The sequence below is a fragment of the Ruegeria sp. AD6 genome (genome assembly GCF_056542325.1).
In genome coordinates this window covers 216,756-243,738 of sequence record NZ_JBQFZQ010000001.1, presented here as the reverse complement: position 1 = coordinate 243,738, position 26,983 = coordinate 216,756, and the positions used below count along the sequence as shown (strand labels likewise).

At 59.1% G+C, this 26,983-nt stretch carries 23 protein-coding genes; 13 read left to right on the top strand and 10 right to left on the bottom strand.

Annotation, left to right across the window (positions count from 1 at the left end; translation table 11 throughout):
• The first annotated feature begins 107 nt into the window (after positions 1-107).
• From cuyA to ACR0KJ_RS01160, 6 genes are all read left to right on the top strand, one after another.
• Positions 108-1,121, top strand: coding sequence for a D-cysteate sulfo-lyase (gene cuyA / locus ACR0KJ_RS01185; RefSeq protein ID WP_480626264.1), 1,014 nt, complete (start codon positions 108-110; stop codon positions 1,119-1,121).
• Positions 1,122-1,164: 43 nt separating this feature from the next.
• On the top strand, positions 1,165-2,124 hold the full coding sequence (locus tag ACR0KJ_RS01180; protein ID WP_170451792.1) for an ABC transporter substrate-binding protein: 960 nt from the start codon (positions 1,165-1,167) through the stop codon (positions 2,122-2,124).
• A 71-nt stretch (positions 2,125-2,195) separates the two neighbouring features.
• Positions 2,196-3,251 carry a quaternary amine ABC transporter ATP-binding protein gene (locus ACR0KJ_RS01175; protein WP_480625772.1) on the top strand — a complete coding sequence of 352 codons (1,056 nt, stop codon included), beginning with the start codon at positions 2,196-2,198 and terminating at the stop codon, positions 3,249-3,251.
• Positions 3,248-4,789, top strand: coding sequence for an ABC transporter permease subunit (locus ACR0KJ_RS01170; protein ID WP_170517472.1), 1,542 nt, complete (start codon positions 3,248-3,250; stop codon positions 4,787-4,789). Before ACR0KJ_RS01175 ends, ACR0KJ_RS01170 begins: the two co-directional genes overlap by 4 nt.
• Positions 4,786-5,511, top strand: coding sequence for an alpha/beta fold hydrolase (locus ACR0KJ_RS01165; RefSeq protein WP_480625771.1), 726 nt, complete (start codon positions 4,786-4,788; stop codon positions 5,509-5,511). The genes ACR0KJ_RS01170 and ACR0KJ_RS01165 overlap by 4 nt, the downstream gene beginning before the upstream one ends.
• 138 nt (positions 5,512-5,649) lie before the next feature.
• Entirely contained in the window at positions 5,650-7,533 is a 1,884-nt protein-coding gene (locus ACR0KJ_RS01160) for an SLC13 family permease (RefSeq protein WP_480625770.1), read from the top strand.
• Between the two features lie 19 nt (positions 7,534-7,552).
• Here ACR0KJ_RS01160 and ACR0KJ_RS01155 read toward each other — a convergent pair whose 3' ends face one another.
• Positions 7,553-8,515, bottom strand: a complete 963-nt coding sequence (locus ACR0KJ_RS01155) for a LysR family transcriptional regulator (RefSeq protein WP_480625769.1) — start codon at positions 8,513-8,515, stop codon at positions 7,553-7,555.
• A gap of 128 nt (positions 8,516-8,643) precedes the next feature.
• Here ACR0KJ_RS01155 and ACR0KJ_RS01150 point away from each other — a divergent pair, with 128 nt between their 5' ends.
• From ACR0KJ_RS01150 to ACR0KJ_RS01125, 6 genes are all read left to right on the top strand, one after another.
• Positions 8,644-9,651, top strand: coding sequence for a TAXI family TRAP transporter solute-binding subunit (locus ACR0KJ_RS01150; protein WP_480625768.1), 1,008 nt, complete (start codon positions 8,644-8,646; stop codon positions 9,649-9,651).
• Between the two features lie 81 nt (positions 9,652-9,732).
• The gene (locus ACR0KJ_RS01145; protein WP_480625767.1) at positions 9,733-11,946 is read left to right on the top strand and encodes a TRAP transporter permease; all 2,214 of its coding nucleotides are present in this window, start codon (positions 9,733-9,735) and stop codon (positions 11,944-11,946) included.
• 4 nt (positions 11,947-11,950) lie between these two features.
• Positions 11,951-13,189, top strand: a complete 1,239-nt coding sequence (locus ACR0KJ_RS01140; protein WP_170451807.1) for an FAD-dependent oxidoreductase — start codon at positions 11,951-11,953, stop codon at positions 13,187-13,189.
• A gap of 43 nt (positions 13,190-13,232) precedes the next feature.
• On the top strand, positions 13,233-13,973 hold the full coding sequence (locus tag ACR0KJ_RS01135) for an aspartate/glutamate racemase family protein (RefSeq protein WP_170451809.1): 741 nt from the start codon (positions 13,233-13,235) through the stop codon (positions 13,971-13,973).
• Positions 13,974-14,058: 85 nt separating this feature from the next.
• Positions 14,059-14,796, top strand: a complete 738-nt coding sequence (locus ACR0KJ_RS01130; protein ID WP_170451811.1) for a TSUP family transporter — start codon at positions 14,059-14,061, stop codon at positions 14,794-14,796.
• Positions 14,797-14,857: 61 nt separating this feature from the next.
• A complete protein-coding gene (locus ACR0KJ_RS01125) occupies positions 14,858-15,829 on the top strand; it encodes a D-cysteine desulfhydrase family protein (RefSeq protein WP_480625766.1) in 972 nt (323 codons plus the stop codon).
• 46 nt (positions 15,830-15,875) lie between these two features.
• Here the strand turns inward: ACR0KJ_RS01125 and acdA are convergent, their stop codons facing one another.
• The gene (gene acdA / locus ACR0KJ_RS01120) at positions 15,876-17,096 is read right to left on the bottom strand and encodes a 3-sulfinopropanoyl-CoA desulfinase (RefSeq protein WP_480625765.1); all 1,221 of its coding nucleotides are present in this window, start codon (positions 17,094-17,096) and stop codon (positions 15,876-15,878) included.
• Between the two features lie 113 nt (positions 17,097-17,209).
• On the opposite strand from acdA, the gene ACR0KJ_RS01115 reads away from it, so the two are divergent.
• Positions 17,210-18,091 carry a LysR family transcriptional regulator gene (locus ACR0KJ_RS01115; protein ID WP_480625764.1) on the top strand — a complete coding sequence of 294 codons (882 nt, stop codon included), beginning with the start codon at positions 17,210-17,212 and terminating at the stop codon, positions 18,089-18,091.
• A gap of 46 nt (positions 18,092-18,137) precedes the next feature.
• On the opposite strand, the gene ACR0KJ_RS01110 is transcribed toward ACR0KJ_RS01115, so the two are convergent.
• The 8 genes from ACR0KJ_RS01110 to ACR0KJ_RS01075 all read right to left on the bottom strand — a co-directional run bounded on the left by ACR0KJ_RS01110 (position 18,138) and on the right by ACR0KJ_RS01075 (position 26,983).
• A complete protein-coding gene (locus ACR0KJ_RS01110; protein WP_170517439.1) occupies positions 18,138-19,241 on the bottom strand; it encodes a Gfo/Idh/MocA family protein in 1,104 nt (367 codons plus the stop codon).
• Positions 19,238-20,308 carry a Gfo/Idh/MocA family protein gene (locus ACR0KJ_RS01105; RefSeq protein ID WP_170517436.1) on the bottom strand — a complete coding sequence of 357 codons (1,071 nt, stop codon included), beginning with the start codon at positions 20,306-20,308 and terminating at the stop codon, positions 19,238-19,240. Before ACR0KJ_RS01105 ends, ACR0KJ_RS01110 begins: the two co-directional genes overlap by 4 nt.
• Before the next feature lie 14 nt (positions 20,309-20,322).
• Positions 20,323-21,330 (bottom strand): ABC transporter permease, encoded by a 1,008-nt coding sequence (locus tag ACR0KJ_RS01100; RefSeq protein WP_170451824.1) that lies wholly within the window; start codon positions 21,328-21,330, stop codon positions 20,323-20,325.
• A complete protein-coding gene (locus ACR0KJ_RS01095) occupies positions 21,327-22,265 on the bottom strand; it encodes an ABC transporter permease (RefSeq protein WP_480625763.1) in 939 nt (312 codons plus the stop codon). The genes ACR0KJ_RS01100 and ACR0KJ_RS01095 overlap by 4 nt, the downstream gene beginning before the upstream one ends.
• On the bottom strand, positions 22,262-23,746 hold the full coding sequence (locus tag ACR0KJ_RS01090; RefSeq protein ID WP_170517427.1) for a sugar ABC transporter ATP-binding protein: 1,485 nt from the start codon (positions 23,744-23,746) through the stop codon (positions 22,262-22,264). Before ACR0KJ_RS01090 ends, ACR0KJ_RS01095 begins: the two co-directional genes overlap by 4 nt.
• Before the next feature lie 75 nt (positions 23,747-23,821).
• Positions 23,822-24,850, bottom strand: a complete 1,029-nt coding sequence (locus ACR0KJ_RS01085) for an ABC transporter substrate-binding protein (protein WP_170451830.1) — start codon at positions 24,848-24,850, stop codon at positions 23,822-23,824.
• A gap of 53 nt (positions 24,851-24,903) precedes the next feature.
• Positions 24,904-25,818, bottom strand: a complete 915-nt coding sequence (locus tag ACR0KJ_RS01080; RefSeq protein ID WP_170517424.1) for a sugar phosphate isomerase/epimerase family protein — start codon at positions 25,816-25,818, stop codon at positions 24,904-24,906.
• A 10-nt stretch (positions 25,819-25,828) separates the two neighbouring features.
• Positions 25,829-26,983: a Gfo/Idh/MocA family protein gene (locus ACR0KJ_RS01075; RefSeq protein ID WP_480625762.1), complete on the bottom strand. Its 1,155-nt coding sequence runs from the start codon at positions 26,981-26,983 to the stop codon at positions 25,829-25,831.

Genomic DNA, 26,983 nt, shown 5'->3' with positions numbered 1-26,983 from the left:
GATCCCAACGGTAAGGACCTCAGAGCATGGCAGAGTCGGCAGAAATCTCGGAGAATACTGCGGGCGAAACCGCAGACCTAACCTTTAGCCTGTGCAAGGAACTGTCGATCAGTCTGGCCCGGTTCCCGCGGATTTCCTTCGGGCATCTTCCGACACCTCTGGAACCGATGGACAGACTCAGCGAGGTGCTGGGCGGCCCGCGCCTTTGGGTCAAGCGGGACGATTGTACCGGCCTGTCGACCGGTGGGAACAAGACCCGGAAGCTTGAATTTTTGATGGCGGACGCCGTTGAAAAGGGCGCGGACACGATCATTACCCAGGGCGCTACGCAATCCAATCACGCCCGCCAGACTGCTGCTGCGGCGGCCAAACTGGGGTTGGAGTGTCACATACTGTTGGAAGATCGCACCGGATCGGATGACCCCAACTACATCATGAACGGAAACGTTCTGTTGGACCGCCTGCACGGGGCCTCGGTGTCCAAGCGCGACGGCGGTGCGGACATGAATTCCGAAATGGACAGGTTGGCCGATCACCTGCGGAGCGAGGGCAAGAAGCCTTACATCATTCCCGGAGGGGGCTCGAACGCCATTGGTGCGCTAGGTTATGTCAACTGCGCCCGCGAATTGACCGAACAGGCAGCCAGAATGGGATTGTCGATTGAAGCGCTGGTTCATGCGACCGGCAGTTCCGGGACTCAGGCCGGGCTTGTGGCCGGGCTGGCGGCGATCAAAAGCACCACGCATCTTCTGGGTATTGGCGTTCGGGCTCCGCAAGACAAGCAGGAACAGATGGTGTTTGAACTGGCGACCAAAACCGCAGCGCATCTGGAACTGGACGCGCAGATCGCCCGCTCAGAAGTGCGAGCGAATTGCGATTATGTGGGGCCCGGCTATGGGCTGCCGACCGACGGGATGATCCGGGCGGTCAAGCTGTTGGCCCACACCGAAGGGCTGCTGTTCGATCCGGTATATTCAGGCAAGGGCCTCGACGGGCTGATCGATCAGATCCGCAAGGGTTATTTCGACGGCATGAGCAATGTCGTGTTTCTGCACACTGGTGGAAGCGCGGCCCTGTTTGGGTATTCCGATGCCTTCGGACTGCCCGGTTACACACCATAAAAACAAGAACAAAACAAAAAGCGACCAACAAGGAGAGATCACTATGTCACTGAAAAAAACCCTCATCGGCGCGGCGCTGCTGACCACGTTTGGGGCGACCGCTTATGCCGAAGACGTCAAGATCGGCGTGCCGTCCTGGACTGGTGCTCAGGCCATCGCCTATGTGCTGGGCGAGATCGTCGCCACCCGCATTGGCGGGACGGTCGAATATGTTCCCGGCAATAACGCCACGATCTTTCAGGCGATGGATCAGGGCAAGGGTGACATCGATGTTCATCCGGACGTCTGGCTGCCGAACCAGGAGAGCTTTACCAAGAAATATGTAGATGAGGCGGGCACAGTGACGCTGTCCTCCAATCCATACGAAGGGAACCAGGGGTTCTGCGTGTCCAAGGATTTCGGTCAGGCCAACAACATTACCGACATCGCAGATCTGGGTCGCCCGGATGTGGCCGCGCTGATGGACAGTGATGGCAATGGCAAGGGCGAGATGTGGATTGGCGCGCCCGGCTGGGCCTCGGCAAATGTCAACGAGGTCAAGGTGCGCGACTATGGCCTATTGGACTTCATCGAACCGATCCGAGCCGAAGAAAGTGTCAAGACCGCGCGCATCAAGGACTCGATCGCCAAGGGCGAAGGATATGCGTTCTATTGCTACAAGCCGCATGCGGTGTGGTTCATGTTTGATGTCGAGATGCTGACGGAACCCACCTATGACCCTGCAAAATACGTGATGATCCAACCGTCCGACGATGCCGATTGGTACGAAAAATCCAATGTGGCAACGAAGGACGCCCTGAAGCAGGTTCAGATTGCTTGGTCGAACTCGCTGGCCGACCGCTCGCCCGCCATTGCCGAGTTTTTTGCCAACTTTGCCCTGACCGCCGATGATGTCAGCGGTCTGGCCTTTGAAATCAGCGCCAATGGTCGCGAACCGGCTGATGTTGCGAAGGACTGGGTCAATGAGAACTCGGACCGCGTCGACTCGATGCTGGGGCTGTAACCGCCCAACTGAACTGCCGGTACCGGTTTCGGCTGGTACCGGACCTGATCTCTTCAAACAGTGGCGCAAAAATGAACGCAGAAACCGTCATCGAGATTTCGAATGTCTGGAAGATTTTCGGGGCTAAACCGCAGGCCGCACTGCAAGCTGTTCGCGAGCGCAACCTGAGCAAGGCCGAGGTACTGGCCGAGTATAACTGCGTTGTCGGTGTTGCGGATGTCAGCCTGTCGGTGAACCGGGGTGAAATCTTTTGCATCATGGGCCTGTCGGGTAGCGGCAAGTCGACTCTTGTGCGCCATTTCAACCGTTTGCTGGAACCCACCGCTGGCAAGATCGAGATCGAAGGCACCGATGTGATGGCGTTGGGCACGAAAGACCTGCAGCACTTTCGCAACCAGAAGATCGGTATGGTGTTCCAGAACTTCGCGCTGATGCCGCACCGCTCGGTTCTGGACAACGTGGCGATGCCGCTAGAGATCAGGCAGGTCGCCAAGAATGAACGGATGCGTCAGGCGGCGGCCATACTGGACATCGTCGAGCTGGGGGCCTGGGGGTCCAAATTCGCCCATGAACTGTCCGGCGGGATGCAGCAGCGTGTCGGCCTTGCACGGGCGCTGGCGGCCAATCCGGATGTTTTGCTGATGGATGAGCCGTTTTCGGCCCTTGACCCGCTGATCCGGCGGCAATTGCAGGATGAATTCATCCGACTGTCCAAAATCCTCAAAAAGACGACCGTGTTCATCACCCACGATCTGGATGAAGCCGTTCGGATCGGGGATCGTATCGCCATCATGCGCGACGGCAAGGTTGTGCAGATGGGCACGGCCGAAGATATCGTCATGCATCCCCAGGATGACTATGTCGCGGACTTTGTCGCCGGGATATCGCGTCTGAAAGTGGTGCATGCCAAGGTCGTCATGCGCCCGATTGAAGACTGGACGTCCCGGAACGGCCCCCTGCCCGCCGATCTGCACCGCGTCAGCAGCGGTGAGACGCTTAGCAATCTGATCAATCTGGCCATTGATGATGACAATCCCATCGTCGTGGCCGACGCGGGTGCCGATGTTGGCGTCATCACCCGCGCCGACCTGCTGCGTACCGTTATCGAAGGGACCGAGGTGTCATGAGGGACGAAAACATCAATCCGCTGGAAGACACCGAAAGCGAGGCCGCGCTGGCCTATGCGGAAGAGCGCAAAGAGAACATTCGCACCTTTGTTCGCACGCATCCCGACTACTACATCGCCAATTTCGACAAGGTCGGTGCCTCGGCGCGGTTTACGCCGACCTTCAACTTTTTCGCGGGCCTCTTCGGGCCGATCTGGTTTGGTGCGCGCGGCTTGTGGTCCTGGGCGCTGTGCTTTCTGATCATCGAGGCGATAGGATTTGTCCAGATCGCCCGTGGCCTGTTCGGAGATCTCGCCTCGGACGCCATGGCCCGGATCGCGTCTATCGAGGGCACCTTAGAGTTACGCAAACAACAGCTTGCGGCGGCAATCGAGGCGGGCTCGGACCGGGTGGACGCGTTCCAACGCGCGGTGGACGGGCTAGAGGCGAATATCGGCGGCATTCGCGCCGAGGCCGAGGCGCTGGCAGAGCAAGGTCCAACCATCGCCCTGACCGGCCTTGTTATCCTGATCATCGCCAAGGCGGCGCAGTCGGTGATGGCCAACTGGGCGCTCGAAGCTCGGTTTTCCGAATGGCTGTCGGACCGGTCGATCCGGTCCGGGATGCCTGTATCCCAGATCGTGTTCAGCGCGGTGTTCATGGTTCTGATCGTGACGGTCGCCATGATCAACTACAGCTTTCCGGGGCGTTTCACGATCCTCAGCGATTTTCCGACGGACCCGGAATTCCGACTGCTCAGCATCGACGGGGTCGAGGCGTTCTTCAATTGGGCCGTTCTGAATGGCGAGGCGCTGTTCGACGGGATCACCTATGCCATCCGTCTGGTGCTGGACGCGCTGGAACTGGTGTTTGTCAGCACCCCGTGGATCGTGATTGCGTCGCTGATCATATTGCTGACCTGGCTGACGGCCGGTGTGCGTATGGCGATCTACTCCGGCGCGTTTCTGGCCTATATGGGCCTGCTTGGGTTTTGGGAAAAAGCCATGACAACGCTTGCTTTGCTTGGAACGGCGGCGTGTCTGTCCATCGTCATCGGAATCCCACTGGGCATGTTCGCGGCACGCCGTCCCCGGTTCTATGCGTTCATTCAACCGATCATGGATTTCATGCAAACCATGCCCGCCTTTGTGTTCATGATCCCGGTGATTGCGTTCTTCGGAACAGGCAAACCCGCTGCCGTCGTCACAACGATGATTTTCGGCGGCACCCCGGTGGTACGCCTGACCGTTCTTGGTCTGCGTGGCGTCCCCGAAAGCGTGCGCGAGGCGGCGATCAGCTTTGGGGCCAACAAATGGTATCTGCTGACCAAGGTCGATCTGCCATTGGCCAGCCCGTCGATCCGGGCGGGAATCAACCAGACCATCATGCTGTCGCTGGCGATGGTGGTTGTCGCCTCGCTGATCGGTGCCAAGGGGTTGGGTGAGGATGTTCTTGAGGCCCTGCAATATGCCAATGTCGGACAAGGTATCCTTGCAGGGTTCGCCATCCTGTTCTGCGCAATGATCCTGGATCGCATTGTTCAGGGCCAGCGCAAGTGACGCCCCTTGTTCTGGTGCACGGCCTGATGGGCGGCAGCCCGCAGTGGAACTTGCAATACAAGGCATTTTCAGACCATTTCGAGGTCGTCGCCCTTGACCTGCCCGGCTTTGGCAAGAACGCACATCTTTCCGCGATAGACCGCATTGATGGTCTGGCCGACTGGGTGATCGCGCATCTGCGTGCGCTTGGTACAGACAGGTACCACCTTCTGGGCCACTCGATGGGCGGTATGGTGGTGCAAGAGATCGCTCGCGCTGATCAAAGCGGCGTGCAGAAGCTGATCCTGTACGCGACCGGTGCAATTGGCGTCCTGCCCGGACGGTTTGAAACCATCGACGAAAGCAAAGCCCGCGTTGAACAGGACGGCGTCGCAGCCACCGCAAGCCGGATCGCGGCAACGTGGTTTTGGGAAACCAAGGCCGCGCCCCATTTCAAGGATTGCGAAACCCTGGCCCGAATGGCCACGAAAGACGCCATTCTCGCCGGTCTGGATGCAATGCAAAATTGGTCCGGAGCAGAACACCTGCAAGACCTGCAACAGGAGACGCTGGTAGTCTGTGGCGACCGGGACCGAACCTATTCGTGGGACCAGACGCATCTGCTTTGGTCCAGTATTCCCAACGCCAGCCTGTCCGTGATCCCCGGATGCGCGCATGCGGTGCATATGGAGAAGCCCGCGCTTTTTAACGGCATTTTGTTGGACTATCTCATGACCGGTTAACTTGCAGAACCAGCAACCCAACCCGGCTTGAAATTAAATTACGTTATCGCCCGTGAAATCGAAACAACATGACAAGGCCATCATGATCGTTTAGGTGTTCACTTAAAACGAAAAGAAGACAAAGTTACCGAGAACTCTGTGGAACAGGTTGTTTTTACGTTCGAGATGGGAGTCGTTTGCGCGCTGTTGGCGTTTACCGTGTTCCTGTTTGTTTCAGAAATCGTCAGGATTGATCTTTCGGCCATATTGGTGCTCGTTCTGGTCGGCCTGCTGAGCTATGCGCCGGGTCTTGAGAACCTGGCGGATGTCTCTCACCTTTTCGATGGGTTTGCGTCAAACGCCGTAATCTCGATCATCGCGGTTATGATCGTGGGTGCCGGGTTGGACAAGACCGGCATCATGAACAAGGTCGCGGCTGTCATTCTGAAATACGGCGGTACTGCTGAAAACCGGGTGTTGCCAATCGTTTCGGGCACGGTCGGCGTCATCTCATCCTTCATGCAAAACGTGGGCGCGGCGGCGCTGTTCCTTCCTGTGGTCAGCCGCATATCCTCACGATCTGGTATTCCGCTTTCGCGTCTGCTGATGCCGATGGGCTTTTGCGCCATCCTTGGCGGCACGATGACGATGGTCGGGTCATCGCCGCTGATTTTGCTGAACGATCTGGTTGTGACCGCGAATGAGGGGCTGCCGGACGATCAGAAAATTCAGCCGTTTGGCCTGTTCTCGGTCACTCCGATTGGCGCGGCGCTGATCCTGACCGGGATCGCGTATTTTCTACTGCTTGGCCGATGGGTACTGCCCGGCGACACCGGATCCGACAATACCGGCACCAGCCAAGGCACGCAGGAATATCTGCAACGGGTCTACGGCCTGAAAGCAGATGTTTTCGAAGTTGTGGTCCCCGCAGACAGCCCCTTAGTCGGTCAGGTGTTGGCTGACATCAACCACGAAAACCACCTGTATATCATCTCGACCTTCTATCGCGGCAAAACATCGATGGTGCAAGTTCTGACGGCCGAAATCGCCGCGCCATGTCGGTTGGCCATCATCGGGCGCCGCTGGGTGGTCGAGGAATTTGCCCAGAAGTTTGGACTGAAGGTCCTGCCCGAGCTGGACATCTTCGTCGAAGAATTCGCGCCCACAAATGCCGGTATTGCCGAAGTGGTCGTGACCCCCGACAGCAAACTGATCGGGAAATGCCCCCGCGAGTTGTTGTTCCGCAAGACCTACGGAATGTCCCTGCTGGCCATCCACCGGGGCGAAGAGACACTCAGCCATGTCGAGACCGACACGCACGAGTCTACGCAGATCGGTCTCGAAACCTTCAAAGCAGGTGACATGCTGGTGGCACATACCAGATGGGACAACCTGATGCGGATCACGCAGGATCCTGACTTTGTCGTGGTCACATCCGATTTCCCTCAGGAAGAGTTGCGCCCGCAAAAGGTTGGCTGGGCGCTGGCCTTCTTTGCGATTTCCCTGTCGTTGATTTTGTTCACCGACGTGCGGCTGTCGCTGTGCCTGCTGACCGGTGCCGCCGGAATGATGCTGACCCGCGTGCTGAGCGTGGATGAGGCGTATCGCGCCGTGGGATGGAACACCGTTTTCCTGCTGGCCTGTCTGATCCCCTTGGGTCAGGCGGTGCAAAATACCGGCACGGCGGCGTGGATCGCCCAACAGATCATGGTTCTTTTGAATGGCTGGCCGATCTGGGCGCTGCAGGCCGGTGTCGCGATACTGGCCACAGCGTTTTCGCTTGTGATGTCAAATGTCGGGGCCACCGTATTGCTTGTGCCGCTGGCCGTGTCCATTGCAGTTGCCGCCGGAGGAAACCCGGCTGTTTTCGCCCTTACGGTGGCCATTTCCACCTCAAACAGCTTCATCATTCCGACGCACCAAGTGAACGCCCTGATCATGGGGCCTGCCGGCTACAAGGTCATGGACTTTGTGCGATCCGGCGGCGTGATGACGATACTGTTTTTGGTGGTTTCGATGTTGATGCTGAACTTGATTTACTAAGCTTGAAAAGCTGGCGACTTCATTCGCCACTCTGCTCAGAAATCATTTTGGCAGTTGGGTTGGCCCCCACGTCGTCAAGCATTCTGATAACTTCGGCTTTCCAACCTGCCTTGATCTTCAGCGCCAGTTGCGACGGCGGGCGGTGTTCCGGTTCCAGAATTGCGTATTCATACCGAAGGGGATTTGCGAACGGCAGGAACACGACCTTTCCGGCAGACAGGCCCAGTTCCTGTTCCGTCGCGACAGTCAAAGGGTCCACGATTGTGCAGCATTGGCCCGAGCTTACAAACGGAATAAGAGGCAGAAAATACTGGCAGGTCACTGTCGAGTTGTAGCGGGCCGATACCTCCTGAAACTTGCTGCGGATTTTGTGCTGGAACGGGTGCGTTGCGTGCAACCCACCCATCGGAACCCCGTCGAGGTCCGAGATCGAGATACTGCCGCGCGCCGCCAGCGGGTTGTCCCGGTCAATGGCACAGAAACAATCGGCCCGGATCAACTCGGCTGAATATTGCGGCTCTTTCCCGGTCGCGTGTTCGAAATCCGCAAAGCCAAAGTCGATATTCTGCGTCCCGGCAAGCTCGATGATCTGGGGTGAACTGCGGGTGGACAGCGTGATGCGGATGTCCGGGTTCTCTCCGACCGACTGGCTGATGAAGCGCGGGAACAGAAAGGCCGAAGGTCCCGGCATCGTGGCGATGTTCAGGCTACCGGAATGGCCCTTGATCAACCCCTCCATCGTGCTGGAGATTGCGGCGAGACGGTCCAGAATGCCGGTGGTTTCGGCCAGCAGGTAATGCGCCTCGGGAACCGGAACCAGCCGCCTGCCCTTACGCTCGAACAAGGTCAGGCCAAGGGTTTGCTCCAGATTCTTCAGGGCCAGGCTGATCGCTGGCTGGGTGCGGTTCAGTTTTCTGGCGGTCTGAGAGATGGAGCCGGTTTCCATCACCTCGCGAAAGACTGTGAGCTGCGTCAGGTTCATTCCTGTCGTATAAGCTAAACTTTAGTTTTGTGAAATATAACAAATTTGTATTTATGCCATTTGTCTTTACGCTTTTGGGATCGAGGTTCGGTCAAACCGAATCCCACGAACCAACAACGGAGACGACGATGAAACTCGTGAAATGCCTGACAGGTCTGGCTTTGGCTGGCGCGCTGGCCGCCCCGGCGCTGGCGCAGGATCCGACCTTTTTCCGCATCGGCACCGGCGGGGCCGGTGGAACCTATTTCCCCATTGGCGGCACCATTGCAAACGGTATCTCTGCCCCTCCGGGCTCGCGCCCCTGCGAGGAAGGCGGCCAGTGCGGCGTGCCCGGTCTGATCGCCATTGCGCAATCCACCACCGCGTCCGTGTTCAACAACGCCGCCGTGCAAAATGGCGAGCTTGAGGCCGGTCTGGCCGCAGCCGACGTGACTCGCTCGATGTATCTGGGTGAGGGTAAGTTCGAAGGCAAGCCCCACCCCAATCTGCGCATCGTCGCAAACCTGTTCCCCGAGGACCTGCATCTGGTGCTGCCAGCCGGTCAGACGATCAATGATCTGAGCGATCTGGAAGGCAAGCGCGTGGGTATCGCGCAGGCCGGTTCCGGCACGCAGGTTGCCGTGTTGCAGATGCTGGACGCCTGGGGCGTCAATCGCGACAACATGGACGAGGCCGAGCTGAACAACAGCCAAAGCGCCGAGCGTCTGGCCGATGGTCAGCTTGACGCCTATTTCTACGCCGCAGGCTGGCCGGTTGCCGCGATGGTGCAGCTGTCCTCGACCAAGGGGATGAACCTGCATTCCTTCACCGACGAGGATATGGCCAAGATCAATGAGATCATCCCGGCCTATATCCCCTCGACCATTCCGGGTGGCGTTTATGAAGGCATCGACGGTGAGACCAAGACCCCTGCGGTCAGCGCGATGCTGGTTGTGTCCTCGGAATTGTCCGACGAACTGGTCTATGGCCTGACCAATGCGCTGTGGAACGACAACACCCGCAAGCTGCTGGACAATGGCCACGCCAAGGGCAAGCAGATCACGGCTGAAACCGCGCTGGACGGTGTCGAGGCTTTGGGTGTTCCGCTGCATCCGGGGGCCGAGAAGTTCTATAAAGAAGCCGGTCTGCTTCAGTAATCGCAACCGACTGAAACCTGTCGCCGGTGCCCCTTATGCGGGGCACCGCATTCTGGAATTATGCGAAATCAGGGGGCCATCATGTCCGAGACCCAGAAACTTGATGACCACGAACTGACAGCCGAGGAACTGGCGGCCATCGAGGAACAGTTCGACGAAGGTGCCGCCGTCCGCCAGGTCACGCCCGCCATGGGCAAGGTACTGCGCGTCGTTGCCCTGATCTTTGCGTTTTACGAATTTTTCACCGCAGGCTTCGGCCTGCCTGCCGACCACTGGCATATGGGCATCTATCTGGCCCTGCTGTTCATTCTGGTCTACGCCACCATTCCGATTGTGGGGGCCAAAAGCCTCTATGCCCTCAAGATCAGCCGCTTTCGGATCGGAAACATCCCCCTTTATGATCTGGTTTTCATGGGGTTCGGCATCGTCGCCGCGCTTTATGTGGGCGTTGCCTGGCGCGGCATCCCCTTTCTGGGGATCGAGGAACAGACCTTTCGCATGGGCAACCCGAACGGCTATGACGTGTTCCTTGGCGTCGTCATCATCCTGCTGGTGCTGGACATCGCTCGCCGGACGCTGGGCTGGGTGCTGCCGCTGATCATCTGTGTCTTCATCTCATACGCGCTGCTAGGACCGTATTTCCCCGGCTTGCTGCAACATCCCGGCGTGAATTTCAAAACCTTCGTGTCGTCGATGTATTTCCCGCAGGAAGGCATCTATGGCGTCACGCTGTGGGTGGTGTCGACCATCGTCTTCCACTTTGTCCTGTTCGGCGTCATCGCACAACGCACCGGGTTGGGGCAGCTTTTCATCGACAACGCAACGATTTTGGCGGGCCGTTATACCGGCGGTCCGGCCAAAGTGTCGGTGGTATCCTCGGCGTTTTTCGGCACGATCTCGGGGTCCTCGGTGGCCAACACCGTATCAACCGGCGCGCTGACCATTCCCAACATGAAGCGCCTTGGATACCCCGGCCATTTTGCAGGCGGGGTCGAGGCCGCGTCCTCGGCCGGGGGTCAGATCACCCCGCCGATCATGGGGGCCGCTGCCTTCATCATGGCCGAGTTCCTTGAGGTACCCTACACCACCATCGTCATCGCCGCGATCTTCCCGGCGATCCTGCACTATGTCGGCGTCTTTGCCGTGGTGCACCTGATGGCGCGCAAGCTGAACCTGAAAGGCTTGGCGAAAGAGCAACTGCCCCAGCTCAAGGCCGTCTGGGCTGAGGGCTGGGCCAATATCGTGCCGTTGATCGGCCTGCTGGTCGTGCTGTTTACAGGCTACACCCCGTTCATGTCCGCCTTCTGCGGCATATCATTGGCGGTGATTGCGGGCATGTCGCGTCTAAGACACCCTCCGACACTGATCTACGCGGCGGCGTTTCTGGCCTTTGTGCTATGGAAATTCTCGGATGGCGGGTTCGACCTGACCATGACGGCCATTCTGTGTGGCCTGTCGCTGATCGCGACCCTTAACCCCCAGAAACGGATCGAAGTGCCCGAGATGCTGGCCGCGGTTGAACTGGGTGTGAAATACTCGCTTGCCGTGGGGGCCGCCGCTGCCGCTGTCGGCATCGTGGTGGGTGTGATCAACACCACCGGCATCGGTTTCCGCATTGGTTTCATGGTGACGCAGGGCGCGGGCAATCTGGCAGCGGATCTCTACAACATGATCTCGTTCGGCAGTTTCCAGCTGTTTGCGATGGAAGACCTGCAATTGTTCATCTCGCTGGTCTTTATCGCCATCGTCTGCATCCTGATGGGCGCAGGCATCCCGACCACCGCGCTTTACATCATGCTGGTCTCGGTCGCGCAGCCCGCATTGGCACAGCTTGGCGTCCCGCCCATCGCTAGCCACCTGTTCGTGCTGTATTACGGCGTGGTGTCCGAGATCACGCCACCTGTCTGCACATCCGCCTATGCGGCGGCGGCGATTGCCAACTCGAACCCGTTCCGAACCGGGCTGTCGGCTTTCACCCTTGGGCTGGGCAAGGTCATCGCACCCATGGCATTCGTCTATGCGCCGGTCCTGCTGTTCGTGTCCTCCACCGGGTTCAATCTGTGGGAGTTCACCTATACTGCCACCAGTTGTATCGCCGGGGTCGTGGCCCTGTCGGCGGCGGTGGTGGGCTATTGGCTGAAGCCGTTGAACATGGTGTCACGCATCCTGATGGCCATCGCCGGGGTGATCTTTGTCGCGCCAAGCCTGACCGCCGATCTGATCGCGCTGGCCGTGGCCGCTCCGGTCATCGTCACCCAACTGATCGCGCGCAACCGCAGTCATTCCCCGGCCTGATGCTATGACAGAACAGGTGACCATCATCGGCGCAGGGATCGTCGGCATTTGTTGCGCCCTTTCGCTTCAGGAACGCGGCATTCAGGTGCGCCTGATCGACCGGGGGGAACCGGGACAGGAGACCTCGTTCGGGAATGCGGGCGTGATCTCGCCCTGGTCGATCATCCCGCAGGCCATGCCCGGGGTGTGGAAGCAACTGCCCCGGATGCTGCTGAACCCCCAAAGCGCCTTGTCAGTGCGCCCGAGTTTCTGGCCAAAGATGATCCCATGGGGCCTGCGGTTTCTTGGCAATTCGAGCGAGAGCAAAGTGCGCAGCACGTCAGAGGCGATGGAACTGCTGTGCCGCCCTTCGATCGACCTCTACCGCAAGCACCTGAATGGAACGGGGCACGAAGGCCTGATCACCGACAGCTATTATGTGCACGCGTTTCGCCGCGCGGAAGATGCCAACCTGAACGGTCTGGATTATCAAATCCGCAAGGAAAAAGGCGGGCAGATCGAACGGGTCGACGGGGCCGAGCTTCGGCGTATTGAACCGGCTTTGTCCCGGGATTTCAAAGCCGCCGTGTTGATCAAGGGACAGGCGCGGGCGCTGTCTCCGGGCCGCATTGGCGCAGTGCTGGCCGAGAAAGCCCGCACTCAGGGTGCCGAGTTTGTAAGAACCGAAATCAAGGCAATCTCGCAAGCCCCTGATGGGCGCTGGGACCTGACGACCTCGGACAAGACGATACAGGCCTGCCACGTCGTCATGGCCGCCGGGGTGTGGTCGGCAGACCTGCTGAAACCGTTGGGCATCAAGCTACCGCTGGTGGCCGAGCGCGGGTATCATATCGAGTTTCCGGACGCCCACAGCACGCTCAGCCATTCGGTGATGGACGTGGACGCAAAGATTGTCGCCAGTTCCATGCAGGACGGCCTGAGGGTTGCGGGAACGGCCGAGTTTGCCGAGATCGACGCCCCCCCGGACCCGCGCAAAAAGGCGCTGCTAACCCAACAGGCGCAGGCGATGATGCCCGATCTGAACCTGCAGGGCGCGCGCTTTTGGATGGGGCGGCGTCCGTCCTTTCCCGACAGCCTACCGGCCATTGGTCAGGTGAACGGAAAATCGGGCCTCTACGCCGCCTTCGGGCATTCGCATTACGGATTGATGATGGCCCCAAAGACCGGAGAGCTGGTGGCCGATCTTCTGTCCGGTCGGCGGCTCAACATCGATCTCGATCCGTTTTCACTGGGGCGGTTCTAGGCACCCTGCCCGCGCCGCAGCTTGGCTAAAGAAAGGAACACCCATGCCGGTTTTCAATGGCGGACAAAATATCTGCGGCGCGTCCATTGGCGTGCTGTGTCTGGAAAGCTATTTCCCCAAGCCGCCCGGCCATATCAAGAACCCGTCCAGCCTGCCCTTTCCTGTGCTTTATGAAATGATCGACGGCATCACCGTGCCGGACCTGTTGAACGACCCCAAGCCCGAATTGCTGGACCCGTTCATCAAAGGCGCACAACGGCTCGAGGCCGAAGGCGTGCGCGCAATCACCGGCAGTTGCGGTTTCCTTGCCTTGTTTCAAAAGGAACTGGCCGCCTGCGTCTCGGTCCCGGTGTTTGCCTCAAGCCTGATACAAGTGCCGCTGGCGTTCCACATGACCGGGGCCAAAGCGCCTGTTGGCGTGTTGACCGCAGATGCCCGGGCCCTGACGCCCCGGCATTTCGAAGGCGTCGGAGCCGCAAACATCCCCGTCGCCGTAAGAGGGCTGCAAGACACCGAAGAATTTGCCGAGGTGATCCTGCGGAACACGCGGACACGCATGGACACCGACCTGATCGAGGCCGAAGTTCTGCAAGCCGCCCGTGATCTGCAACGCGAAACGCCGGACATCCGGTCTGTGGTGCTGGAGTGCACCGACTTGCCGCCCTACGCCGCGCAAATACAGGACGCGCTGAAGCTGCCGGTCTTTGACCTGACGACGCTGGCGCAGATGGCGCACGCGGTTTCGGTGCGGTCTGCGTATTCTGGCATTATGCCTTGGGCTTGATCATTCGTTGCCTCGACGCTCGCTTTTGGGCCGCCTCCAAACTAGACGTTAACGTGGATCGATGAGGCGATGAGCGTGGCAAAAGGTGTTTGAAGTTTCTCTGGAACTGTCCTTGTTGATGATCGCCGTTTTTCTGGGCGCCTTGCTTCAGGTTGGCATCGGCATCGGGTTCAGCATTCTGGCCGGTCCGCCCATGATGATCCTGCTGGGGACGGCGACAGCGGTTCCGGCGCTTTTGCTGCTGAACACAATCGTTTCGGTGGTCGCCACGGACTGGCGCATCGTCACGGTCGAACGACGCACAATCACAACGGCGATTTTGGGCTGCCTGATTGGCGTGGTTGCGGGGCTGATGGTCTATCCATGGCTCAGCGAAGCCTTCGTGCTGGCCCTGACCGGATTGCTGTTGCTGATCGGCGTTGTCACGACCCTGCTTCCGATGCGGAACGCGATTGGCGCGACCGGCTTTGCCGCCGTGTCCGGGCTGTCCGGGTTGGCAACCGTCTGGGCCGCGACACCCGGCCCATTGATGGTGTTCGGGCTGATCGCGCGGGGTTTTGAGGCCCGGGCGGTGGCCCTGCTGGTTCAACCCATCGCGCTGGTCGCCTATGGCGCGGCGTTTCTGCTGCATGGCCTTTCCGATTGGCAATCGATTCCACTCGGCCCCCGACTGTGGACTTTCGTGGCCATCGCAATTTTCGGTAGTCTGGTCGGACGCGCGGTCAGATCGCGCCTGCCCCAACCCCTTGTCAGAACCGCGATCCGGGCCATCTCGCTAGTGGCCTGCTATGTTCTTTTCCAACGCGCGTATCTTGTCGCATGAACTTTACAGGTCGAACCCGATGACACAGGATCTTCTCTCAAAATTCCCAAGGGCCCGCTTCATGACCGGTGCAACACCGGTTGAGCGTCTGGGCCGGATGTCGGAAAAGCTGGGGATCGACCTCTGGCTGAAACGCGATGACCTGACCGGGCTAGGTTTTGGCGGCAACAAAACCCGGCAGCTTGAGTTCTACTTTGGCGACGCTCAGGCACAGGGCGCGGATACTGTTCTGATTACCGGGGCGGTTCAGTCCAACTATGTCCGCTCGGCCGCGGCTGCGGCGGCGCGGCTTGGCATGACATCCGTCCTGCAATTGGAAGAGCGTGTTCCGGATATGGGTCCGGACTATTATCAATCCGGAAACGTGTTGCTGGCCCAGATCCTTGGGGCCGAACACATGCGCTATCCCGTTGGTGAAGACGAAGCCGGGGCAGACGCCGCCCTGCACGCCCGGGCCGAGGAGCTGCGGGCGCAGCGGCGCAAACCCTATGTCATCCATCTGGGTCTGCACCACCCGCCATTAGGCGCGCTAGGCTATGTTGCCGCCGGACAGGAGTTGTGCCAGCAGATGCAGGATTTTGACGCCGTTGTCGTCCCTTCGGGCAGCGGCGCGACCCATGGCGGGTTGCTGACAGGTATCAGAACCAGCGGCGTGTCGGCGCCGGTTTATGGCATCTGCGTTCGCCGGAACCGCGCCCTGCAACAGGACCGGATGGTGACAGTCCTTGAACTGCTGTCGGACCTTCTGGGCATTGATCCGGCAATTGTGGCGGGCGACGTCCGAACATCGGACACCGCGCTGGCCCCCGGCTATGGCAAGCTGGGGCCAAAATCCCGTGCCGCACTGGAACTGATGGCACGGGTCGAGGGGGTGTTCCTCGACCCCGTCTATACGGCCAAGACTTTTGCAGGACTGATTGATCTGGTTGAGCAACAACAGATCAAGCCCGGGCAAAAGGTGGTGATGATCCATACCGGAGGGCTGCCCGCCCTATTCGGTTATCAGAATGAACTCGGCCCCGCACACGACTGACACGGCCATATGATTCCGCATCGCGTGGTTTAATACATCACAAGCCTTATTCAGCGGCGAGGTTTTGCATCGAGAGGTCCTGTTCCAGATACCCATCCCGCGTTTGCGGGCATTTGATGCCCAAAGCGGAGCTGGCGATCTGATTGCGCAAAATCTGCGCGGTTCCGCCGCCGATCGTGAACATCCGGACATCCCGGTACATGCGCTCCAGCGGCTCGCGGTCGCTATAGCCGCGCGCTCCGAACATCTGTAACGCATCGTTCACGACCTTGATCGCCATTTCCGACGCGAACAGTTTCGCCCGCGCCGCTTTGACCATATCTGGAAACTTGCCTTGGGCACCGGTTCGTGATCTTGCAGCGTCTTGCAACATCAGACGCGCCGCGTGGACTTGCGTGTCCATGTCAGCCACCATCCATTGCAGCCCCTGAAATTCCGCCAGCGGTCGTCCGAATTGCTGGCGGTCCAGCAGATAGCGTTTCGCCCGTTCCAACGCTCCGGCTGCCACGCCCATCGCAATCGTGCCCGCACCAACCCTTTGCGAATTATACGCCTGCATCAAATCGGCGAACCCGCGCCTTAACCCGGAGGGGGGCTTTAAAAGCCAATCCTCATGCACCTTGAGGTTGGTGAACTTCAATTCCGCCTCGGGCATGCCACATAGACCCAGGGTGTTTTCCCGGCCGGTGATCTCAAACCCCTCGGGCAGGTCCGCGTTCATCGGATCGGCAAATACAATAAAGCCCCCAATGCCCATCTCATCGCCCGCCTCATCGATCACACGGGCGAAAATCAGGTGCAGCTTTGAAACACCGCCGCCGGTGATCCAGTGCTTCCGGCCATTTATGACGTAGGTGTCGCCTACCTTCCGGGCCGTCGTCTGCATATCGGTCGCCGCACTGCCTGCGTCCGGCTCGGTAATGCAAATCGCCGGTTTGTCCCCCGCCAGAACATGATAGGCACAGAACGCCTTTTGCTGTTCGGTGCCATAGGCCATGACCGCGCTGATGCCACCCATATTCGCCTCGACCACAACGCGGGCGGTCAACGTGCACACTTTTGCGATCTCTTCGACCACTTCCACAACGTCGAGGAAACTTGCGCCCTGACCGCCGAACTCTGTTGGGATCGTCATTCCCATGATCCGGGCTTCTGTCAGGGCTGCGACGTTGCTCCAGCAATAGCTGCGGGTTTTGTCCCAATGGGCGGCCCGCGCTTCAAACGCAGGCGATAGGTCTTTGACTGTTTCGACAAATCGATGAGTCATTGCGGGGACTCCTGCGCGGCACTTCACGAAAGCGTGGTAATGCAAGGGTAACAGATGCAGTAATTCAGCAAAACGAACTTAAATTTGACATCTAATTCAGGTACACTGAATTTATGCAGACCCGTTCACTAAAAAGTCTTGTTAAGATCTCTCACGTTCAGTCTTTCAGCGACGCGGCTGAACAGCTTGGAATGACGTTACCTGCGCTGTCTATGCAGATGAAATCATTGGAAGAAGCCTTGGGCACCGAACTGTTCGACCGCTCGGTCAGACCACCGCGCCTTACGCCAGTTGCGCGCGCAATCGTCGAAGAGGCGGTTCCTTTGCTGCGGCACGAAGACAATCTGATCGAGATATGCCGACAAGGCGGAGGGCTGGCAGGCAAGTTTCGTTTGGGGTTTGTCACCACAGCGGCGGTGCGCCTGCTGCCCGGATTTCTTCAGACCGCCAGTCGGGAATTGCCGCAGGCCTCGTTCGAATTCGAAACCGGTTTGTCTGCCAGCTTGCAGCAAAAAGTCGTCTCGGGGCTGCTGGATGCGGCGATCATCACCGACGCAGATGGTCTGCCCAGCCTACTGGCATCCGAAGTTTTGCGGCAGGAGCCATTTGTATTTGCAGCCCGCAAAGACCTTCTCGATCAAGGTTTGCCCAGTTTGTTGTCCGAAGGCGTGTTCTTCCACTTCATGCCGGATACCGGGATCGGGAAGCTGATCGCGCGGGTGATGGTCAGCCATGAACGCCCTGCCCAGTCCAAGACTGTCGTACTGGATAATCTTGAGGCCATCATGGAATGCGTCTCGGCCGGGTTAGGCTTTACGCTGCTGCCTGTCCCTGACGTCGAACGCTACCGCGCGCCGGACCTGGTTGTGCTGGATGCCAAAGCCACGATGCAGCGCAAACTGGTTCTTGTCACGTTGCGCGACAGCGTTCTGGACCGGTACCGGAGCGAACTGGCATCCTCGCTGGGCCGCACTTCGAACGATGGTGTTACATAGTCCCGTCGATTTCCCCTCAAATCGAGGGATAGGTGCGCCCTGATGGTTACATCGGCGGTTCAATCTCGACAGGTTGGCCGCTGCGCTGCGATTGGATTGCAGCAAATGTCAGCGCCAGAGATTTCAGATTGCTCCGGGCGGAATTGTCCGGTGAGCGATCTTCTTCGATGGCGCAAAGCAACTCGCCCATTGCGCCTTGAAACCCGTCATTGAACCAGGCGCCCTGCAACGCGGGCCGGCTATACCCATCTGCAGTCGTCAGGGTGATCGTTTGCTGCCCTAGGTCTGCTCCGGTTGAGGATATGCTTCCCTTGGTGCCGGAGATATAGGTCGTGTCCAGTGGCCCGTGTTGCGTGCTGCCGTCGAAAACCAGACTGGCCTGCCCCTGTTCCAGACTGACCACGGCCTGCGCCAATAACGGCACCTTGTTATCCTGCCCCCGCGCGTGAGAGGCGCTGGCGAACACCGATTTCGCCCGGTTGCCAACAATAGAAGACACGAAATCGAACCAGTGAATCCCGAAATCATACAGGATCAAATCCTCGATTTCGTCGAACGGCGTGCCTGCGGTCCAACCATGGTTCCAGTGAATGGAGGTGTGGACGGACTGGACATCTCCGATATGCCCAGCGCGACACGCTTCGCGCATCCAGGCCATGTGCGGCGACCATCGTCCATTCTGGTTAACCGCAAGCTTCACGCCTTGTTTGTCGGCCAGTTCTACCAGCGTTTTTCCGGTTGTCAGATCGGATACAAAGGGTTTCTGGCTTAGAACATGCTTTCCCGCTTTCAGAGCAGCCTCGATTACTGGCGCACGTATGTCGGTGGGCAGAGTTATGTCGATGATGTCTATTTCGCGGTCTTCCAAAAGGTCTTGATAGCGTTCAACAATGCGGGCATCAGGAAAGAACTCTGCCGCTTTGCCTTCCGCTTTTGCACGGCTTCGGTTCCATAGCGCCACGACATCCCAACCCGCAGTGCGGTATGCATCCAGATGGCTGTTCGAAATACCTCCCGTTCCGATCATGCCGATCCGAGGGCGATAGGTTCGGGGGTTTGGTGGAAGGTAATCGACCTCGGGCGCGTTGATCTGCGGCAAGTCCTTGGATTTCAGCGCGTAGGTGTCTGTGTCGGCGGCATCGTCGCTCATGGCAGCAGTTCCAATGTGCGTTTTTCGGCGGCGGATTGAACGGCTGTGTCCACGATCCTCTGCGCCGTCAGGCACAATTGCGGATTCAGCGGACCGGCCACCGCTTCGCCGCGGCTGATGCAGCCCAGAACGTACTCGATTGCGTTTGTCTGGCCTTTGGGCAGCGGATCAGCAGGGATTTCATGCCGCTCTGGCCGGGCGCGGGTTTGGACGGTCACGTGGTCGGCATAGTCGGGCGAAGAGATCGTTCCATCCGTGCCGACAAAGACAAACCCACAGGTAGGCTGCGGCTGAGTGGTCCACGGATCAGTAAACGTTCCCCAACGGGTTTCCATCTTGGACAAACCGCACGCATAGCGGCAGACAGCAATGGCATGTTGATCGACTTCGATACCGGGTGTTTCGTCGACGGTGCATGTCACCTCAATCGGGGCTTCCCCGTCCATGTACCACGTCCCCAGTGTCGCGCCGTATCCGAGGTAGTCCAGCAACGACCCGCCGCCCGAGGATTTCTTGTACCACCAAGAGGTTGGCTTTTCCTGTTCAACCTCTTCCGGGCTGACCTCGACCTTGTCGGCAAGGTGAAAAAGCGGGCCGCGATTGCCGTCGTAGAAATGCACCTCTCGCAACTCGCCGATCAGTCCTTCATCGATCAGGCGCTTGGCGGTAACGTGGCTTTCCACCCACCGCAAAGGCCAGTTGATGATCAGTTGTTTCCCGGTCCCGTCCATGGCCGCGATCATGCGGCGCGCGTCATCCGAGGACGCAGCGAATGGTTTTTCGACGAAGACATGCACGCCATGCGCTGCCAGTTTTTCAGTGTAATCGGCGTGGTCTGCCGTGGCGACGCATAAAACGGCCATGTCATAGGTTCCCGCGGCCATGCAGGCATCGAAATCGGTAAAAACCCGGTCTGGCGGAATATCGAAATTCTGGACCGCCGAAGCCATTTTCTGCCTGTCGGGATCATAGATACCGGCAATTTCCGCTTCAGGGTGTTCATGCACCATGCGGAGCAGATCGCCCATATGCATGTGGTCAAAGCTTATTCCAACAATCCGAAACATGGGCGTCCTCCGTTCTAACGGTTTCCCGTGATCCTGACATAGATGGCCGTCACCGCCAGGATGATCAGACCAAACAGCGCCGTTCTTGCGCCTTCGGGCATCTGCATCAGGGTCAGCATTGTATCCAGAACCCTGATGATCAAGGCGCCCACAATGGCACCCGCAAAACTGCCACGCCCGCCAAAGATCGAGGTTCCGCCGATCACCGCAGCCGCGACCGAGGGCAGCAGCAGCGGATTGGCAAGGCTCAGCGAGGTTTGCCGGATCATACCAAGATATAGCAACCCCGCGACCGCCGCGATCACCCCCGACAGCGCGTAGAGCGCCAGATAGACCTGCCAGGATTTGACGCCCGAAAGCTTGGCCGCGTTTTCGTTCGAGCCCAGCGCGAACAGCAACCTGCCAAAGCCGGTGAATCGCATCAGCCAGAAGATGAACAAGGCGAAGGGCACAAACAGAAACAACCCGTTGGGCATGGACAAGGTGCGCCCGGTTCCAAGCCACGCCAAAAAGGCCGGGATCTCGGACCCGGCATTGATCACCATCCGCTGATAGACCTGCAGACAGCCCGTGGCGATCAGGCCGGTGCCAAGGGTCATGATCAACGGATGCACCCGCACCAACCCAACCCCAAGGCCGTTGACGACCCCGACAACCAGACCGGAGGTCAAGGCGACCAGCACCGCAGGCGTCACGCCCCAGATCGAGGTCAGGGTGGCGCAGACAAAGGCCGCGACGGTTGCGACAATGCCCGCCGACAGGTCGATCCCGGCGGTCAGCATCGTCAGCACCTGACAAGCGGCCAGCATCGCAAGCGGTATTGCAAACTTGATCAAGTTGCCAACCCAGAAGGTCGAGACCAGCCCATCGCGCCCCGCCCTGAACGGCGTGACAATACCGGGCCGCATGAACTCCAGCACAGCGATCAGCAAGACCAGAAAGATCAAAAGCGGTATCACAGGATTATCCCGCAGATACCGTCCAAAGCGGACGACGGGTGGGTCATTCACGGCCATGCTCATCGTCTTGCTCCTCGCGCGGTGGCTGCGGTGCCAAGCAATACGACGGCCACCATGATCGTCCCTTCGATGATTGTCGTGACATTGGGGTCCACGGCCAGAAATGTCAGGATCGTGCGCACGATGCGCAGGATGAACACAGCGACAATCGGCCCAAGCAGCCCGCCGCGCCCGCCCCCCAGAACCACGCCGCCCAGAACAACGGCGGCGACCGAGGCCAACAGATAGGGTCCGGGCACCGGCTCACCAATGCCGGTCAGTGCCGCAAGGCTGAGCCCGCCGAAGGCACAGAAAAGCCCACAAATTCCATAGGCTGCGATTTTGACGCGCCCGACGGACACCCCCGATCGAAAGGCCGCGCGTTCGTCTGATCCGGTTGCATAGATCGAGATACCAAGCTTGGATCGCCGAAGGGGCAGCCATACCACCGCAATACATCCGACCATGATGGCCAAGGCGCTAGGTACCCCAGGAATGACACTGCCGCGAATGCTCTGCTGGACCCAATCGGTGGTTGACCCGCCCGGCGTTTCCAGGATCAAAAGCGCTACGCCTTCCCAGACAAAAAGCATCGCCAGCGTGACCACGATATCAGGCACTCGGGTCAGAACGATGAGGGCGCCGTTGATTAGTCCCATCGCCAATCCGATGCCAAGCACGATCACGATGGCCGGTAGTCCGGACATCCGCTCCATCAGCGCAGCGGCAGAGACGGCACATACAGCCATCATCGATGCAACCGACAGATCGATCCCGCCGACGATCACCACCACCGCCATGCCCGCCGTTGCGAAAGCAAAGGGCAATGCGGCGCGGGCAACGCTTTCCAACCCAGACGCTCCGAAAGAGGGCTGTATGAGTTTGGTGACGGCCAGCAAAACCAGCAGCAACGCGACAAGACCCAGAAGCCAGGAGTGTTTGCGCAGGGTCTTGGTCACGCTGCACTCTCGTTTTCAGTTAGCCCATAAGCCGCGCGCAGCAGGGTTTGCTCGTCCGCGTCTTTGGCGTCGATCACATCCACAACACGGCCATTGAAAATGACCAGCGCGCGGTCGCAGGCCAGCGGCACCTCCTCCAGTTCCGACGTATAGAACAGGACCGAGGCCCCGTTTTGCGCCAGTTCCCGCACCAGAGGGTAAATCTGGCGTTTGGTCCGCACATCGATCCCCCGCGTCGGGTCAAACAGCAACAGCGTCTCGACCCCTGTGGCGAGCCATCTGCCAATGGTCACCTTCTGCTGGTTCCCGCCCGACAGGCGCTGCACCTCACCCTGCGCGCGTGTATCGATTTGTAGCTTCTCAATGGCATAATCGACCCGCTCACGCTCTTGCCGCAGGTTCAGTTGTCCCCAATCCCGCAGGCGGGCCGAGAACGGCAGCGCGATGTTCTCTTTGACCGATCGTTGCGCCAACAGCGCGTCGGCCCGGTCACCCGGCACAAAGGTCAACCCGGCCGAGATCGCATCGGCAGGGTGCCTGAACCCAACCTGCGATCCGTTCACCTCGATCACCCCGGCAGTCGGAGGCAGAAAGCCTGCCAAACAGTCGAACATCTCATCCTGCCCCTGCCCTTCAAGCGCGACAACGCCAAGCACCTCGCCCGGATGAAGGTCGAACGAGATATTCGACACCTTCGGCGCAATCGCCAGATTTCGAACAGACAGGCGCGGATTGCCTTGCGCGACAGAACTCGCGCCGTTGTTTTCGCGATCCCCAAGGTCCAGTTTCTGACCCAACATCAGTTCAACGGCCCGTTCTTCGACGCCCGGCTCAATTCTCAGATCACCAACGGTCATCCCGTCGCGCAGAACCGAGGCGCGGTCACACAGCTCAGAGATTTCGCTGAATCTGTGCGACACGTAAATGACACCCATGCCCTGATTTGCCTGCTCGCGCACAACCGTCAGTACCCGCTCAACCAGATCGGTTGGCAGCGCGGCTGTCATCTCATCCAGCAAAACCACATCCGGCTCGGACGCCAAGGCACGCGCGAGGTCCAGAATACGCAAAGTGGCAAGCGGCAGGTCTGCGATCAGGTCCGAGAGGTTCAGCTGTTCAATCCCAAGCTCACTGACCCAATGCCTGAATGGCGCAAGTGGTGTATCGGTCAGCCGCAGGTTATCGGCCACATCCAGATGGGGGATTAGTGAGGGTTCCTGATAAACCGGAACAAGGCCCGATTTGCGCGCCTCGGCCGGGCTGCCAACGCGGGCTACTTGTCCTCGGATCAGCACCTTGCCGCTATCCGGCCTCAAGGCGCCGGTGATGATTTTCACGAAGGTGGATTTCCCGGCGCCGTTTGCCCCCATCAGGGCGACCACCTCGCCCTTGGAGACGCTCAGATTGGCATCGGTCAAAGCACGGACAGCACCAAAGTTCTTGGCAATCCCGGACGCGTCGAGAAGGTGTGTTTCGGTCATCGGTGCCCACTATTCCAACTTGGTTGCCCCCTGCCCGAACCGGGCAGGGGGAATTCACACAAGGCCAGACCGCTTTTAGCTGTCGCCCGGCCCTTTGCATTCGATGATCTGTTCCATCGAATAGTCTGTCCAACCGGGAACCGTGACCGAGACGGGCCATTCGGGATCAAGGTTGGGATTTTGCGCCGCAGTGATGGTTGCAACACCGTCATCCGTGGCGTTTTCCCAGAGCACCGGGTCCACCAGAACGGTTTTGTCGTCAGGCGCGTTGCCGTTCAGAATATCGACAGCCAGAGCGATCCCTGCACCGCCAACAGATCCGGGATTGGTCACCGCGGCCCCTTGCAGACCGTCAACTTCGGTCAGGTACTGCACGAACCCGGCATTGTCCGCGCCGACAATCGGCACCAACGGCGCGCCGGATTCCACAAAGGCATCTACGATCACGTTGTCAATTCCGCTGGTCCACACACCGTTGAACGGAATGCCCGTGGCCAGGAAGTCGAACATCTGCTGCTTGCCCTGATCCTGCTGCCAGCCGGTGAACACCTCGTGCACCACGTTGATGCCGTCATATTCGGCCAAGGCGCGCTTGAACCCGTTGTCCCGGTCAGTATCAGCCGAAACCCCTGCGATGCCGCGCATATAGACCACGTCACCCGAGCCGCCCAATTGCTCGAACAGCCATTTCGCGCCCAGATAGGCATATTCTTCCTGATTGTTCGACAGGATATACGCACCATCCGCCGTCACTCCCGCATCCACGGCGACCACGACAATGCCCTTCTCCATCGCCGCATCCAGCGCCGAATTCAAAGCGTCCGGGTTTGACGGGTTCAGAACAATCGCATCCACACCCGCTTCGATCAAGTTGTTGATGTCCTCCAACTGTCCGGCTGAATCCGTGTTGCGATGCGCAACGATCAGGTTCGACACATCCTCTTCGACCAGGGCCTGAGCCCGCATGGCGCAGATCATTTGTTCGCGCCAGCCGTTGCCCTGCACGGTGTTGGACACACCGATCGTGTAGTCGGCAGCAAACGCCGCCGGTGTGAACGCCGCAGCAACAGCTATGGCCGCCGCACCTGTGAGTAGCTTTTTCATTGTAGTACCTCCCAATTGAACACTCAGTGATATGTCCGGGGCTTTTCGCCCTTCTATTTGATGAACGGTTGCAGCACGTCGCGTGCCAGCAAGAACCCGCGCTTTATCTTTTCGTCGGTCCCTTCAAACAGCCTGTCCTCATGCTCGATGATGACAGGGCCATCGTATCCAACCCGGTAAAGGCCCGAGAAAAAGTCGGACCAGTCGACATCGCCCAGACCGCAAAGGCGCGGCACCTGCCACCCCATGCCCGCCGACATGATCCCGTGTTCATAAAGCCCGTCGTGATCCACCATCAGGTCCTTGGCATGGACATGCGCGATATGCGGGCCGAATTCCTTGATGAACCGGGTCTGATCGATGAACTGCCAGATCAGGTGAGACGGGTCGAAGTTCATCCCGACATCGTCGCCCCATTCCTCGAAAATCCTGCGCCAGATCTTCGGCGAATAGGCAATGTTATGACCGCCGGGCCATTCATCATAGCTGAAGATCATCGGGCAGTTTTCAAAGCACAGGCGAACACCCTGCCCACGGGCATGATCGACGATGGGTGAGATGATCTGCTGCGCCCGCGCCCAGTTCTGGTCCACATTCAGGGTTCTGTCGCCGCCGACAAAGGTGTTGACCACCGACAGGCCCATCGTGCCTGCGGCTGTTATTACCTTTTTCAGGTGCTCGATCACCTCATCCCGGTGCGACGCATCGGCGTGCAGCGGGTTGGGGTAATATCCAAGACCCGAGATTTCGATACCCATTCCGGTCAGCGCATCCACGATCTCCTTGCCCTGCGCGGCCGTCAGCCCATCGACATTGATGTGGCTCGTGCCCGCATAGCGCCGCTTTTCACCGCCGGAGGACGGCCAGCATGCGATCTCGAGCGCTGAAAACCCGTTGCCAGACGCCCATGTGGCAACGTCCATCAGGTCGGTATCTTCAAATGGCGCGGTCAGCAGTCCAAGTTTCATGTTGCCCCCCTTAAACCTCGTCCAGATCGACCCAGCGATCTTCGCGGGCCGATTTCACCACGGCATCGCAGAACCGCATTTCATAATGGCCGTCCTCAAACGTCGCCCAAGTGCTGTCTGGCCCGCGTTTGCCTGCGCAGACGTCCGTGTAGACCGCACGGAAGAAGTTGAAGAAACTGTCCGCAAACCCTTCGACATGACCGGGCGGCAAGGTCGCGGCGCGGGTGCCCGTAGCATTCATCAGCGTGAAATCCCGCATCAATATCTGATTGGCGTCGTCGCGATGCCCGATGAACAGGTGATCCGGCGTTTCGCTGTTCCACGCCGCGCTGGCCGCGCTACCTGCAATATCCCAAACCAATGAGTTCTTGCGCCCGATATTGATCTGAGAGGTGGTCATCACGCCCTTCGCGCCACCCTCGTACCGGATCATGATCGCCGAGGCATCGTCGGTATCGACGGCCACAGTTTCGGTTGTCCCTTCGGCGCTGGAAAATGTCTCAACCGGGCCGGTCGGCCGCTGCCGTTCGGGCAGAAAGGTCGTCAGGTCGGCAAATACGGATTTAGCTTTCAGCCCTGTGACAAAACTCGTCAGATCAACCCAATGCGTCCCGATATCCCCGACCGAGCGCAACACGCCCCCTTTGTCAGCCTGCAACCGCCAGTTCCAGTCCGTTGGCTTTGCCAGCCAGTCCTGATGATAGTGGCCGGTCACAAAGCGGATGCGCCCCAACTCTCCCTGAGCGACCATTCCATGGGCTTGCTGGTTCAGGGGGTAAAAGCGGATGTTGTAACATACCGCGCAAACCTTCCCCGACGCGGCGGCCATCTCGACCATCTCAGCCGATTGATGACTGGTCATTGCCAGTGGCTTTTCACAGATCACGTGTTTCCCGGCCTTCAGGATCGCCATGACCTGCGGGAAATGGGCGTGGTTCGGGGACGTGACGTGGACCACATCAACACTGTCATCTGCCAGCAAGGCCTCCAACGAAGGATACGCTTGATGGACCCCAATCTCAGCAGCCCGCGCCGATCCCCGTTCCGCTGACGACCCGAGCACGCCAACAACCTGCACTCCAAGACGATGCAGGGCCTGCACATGAACCGTTCCTATAAAGCCGGTTCCAATCACTGCCGCGCCGATGGCCGAGACATCAGACAT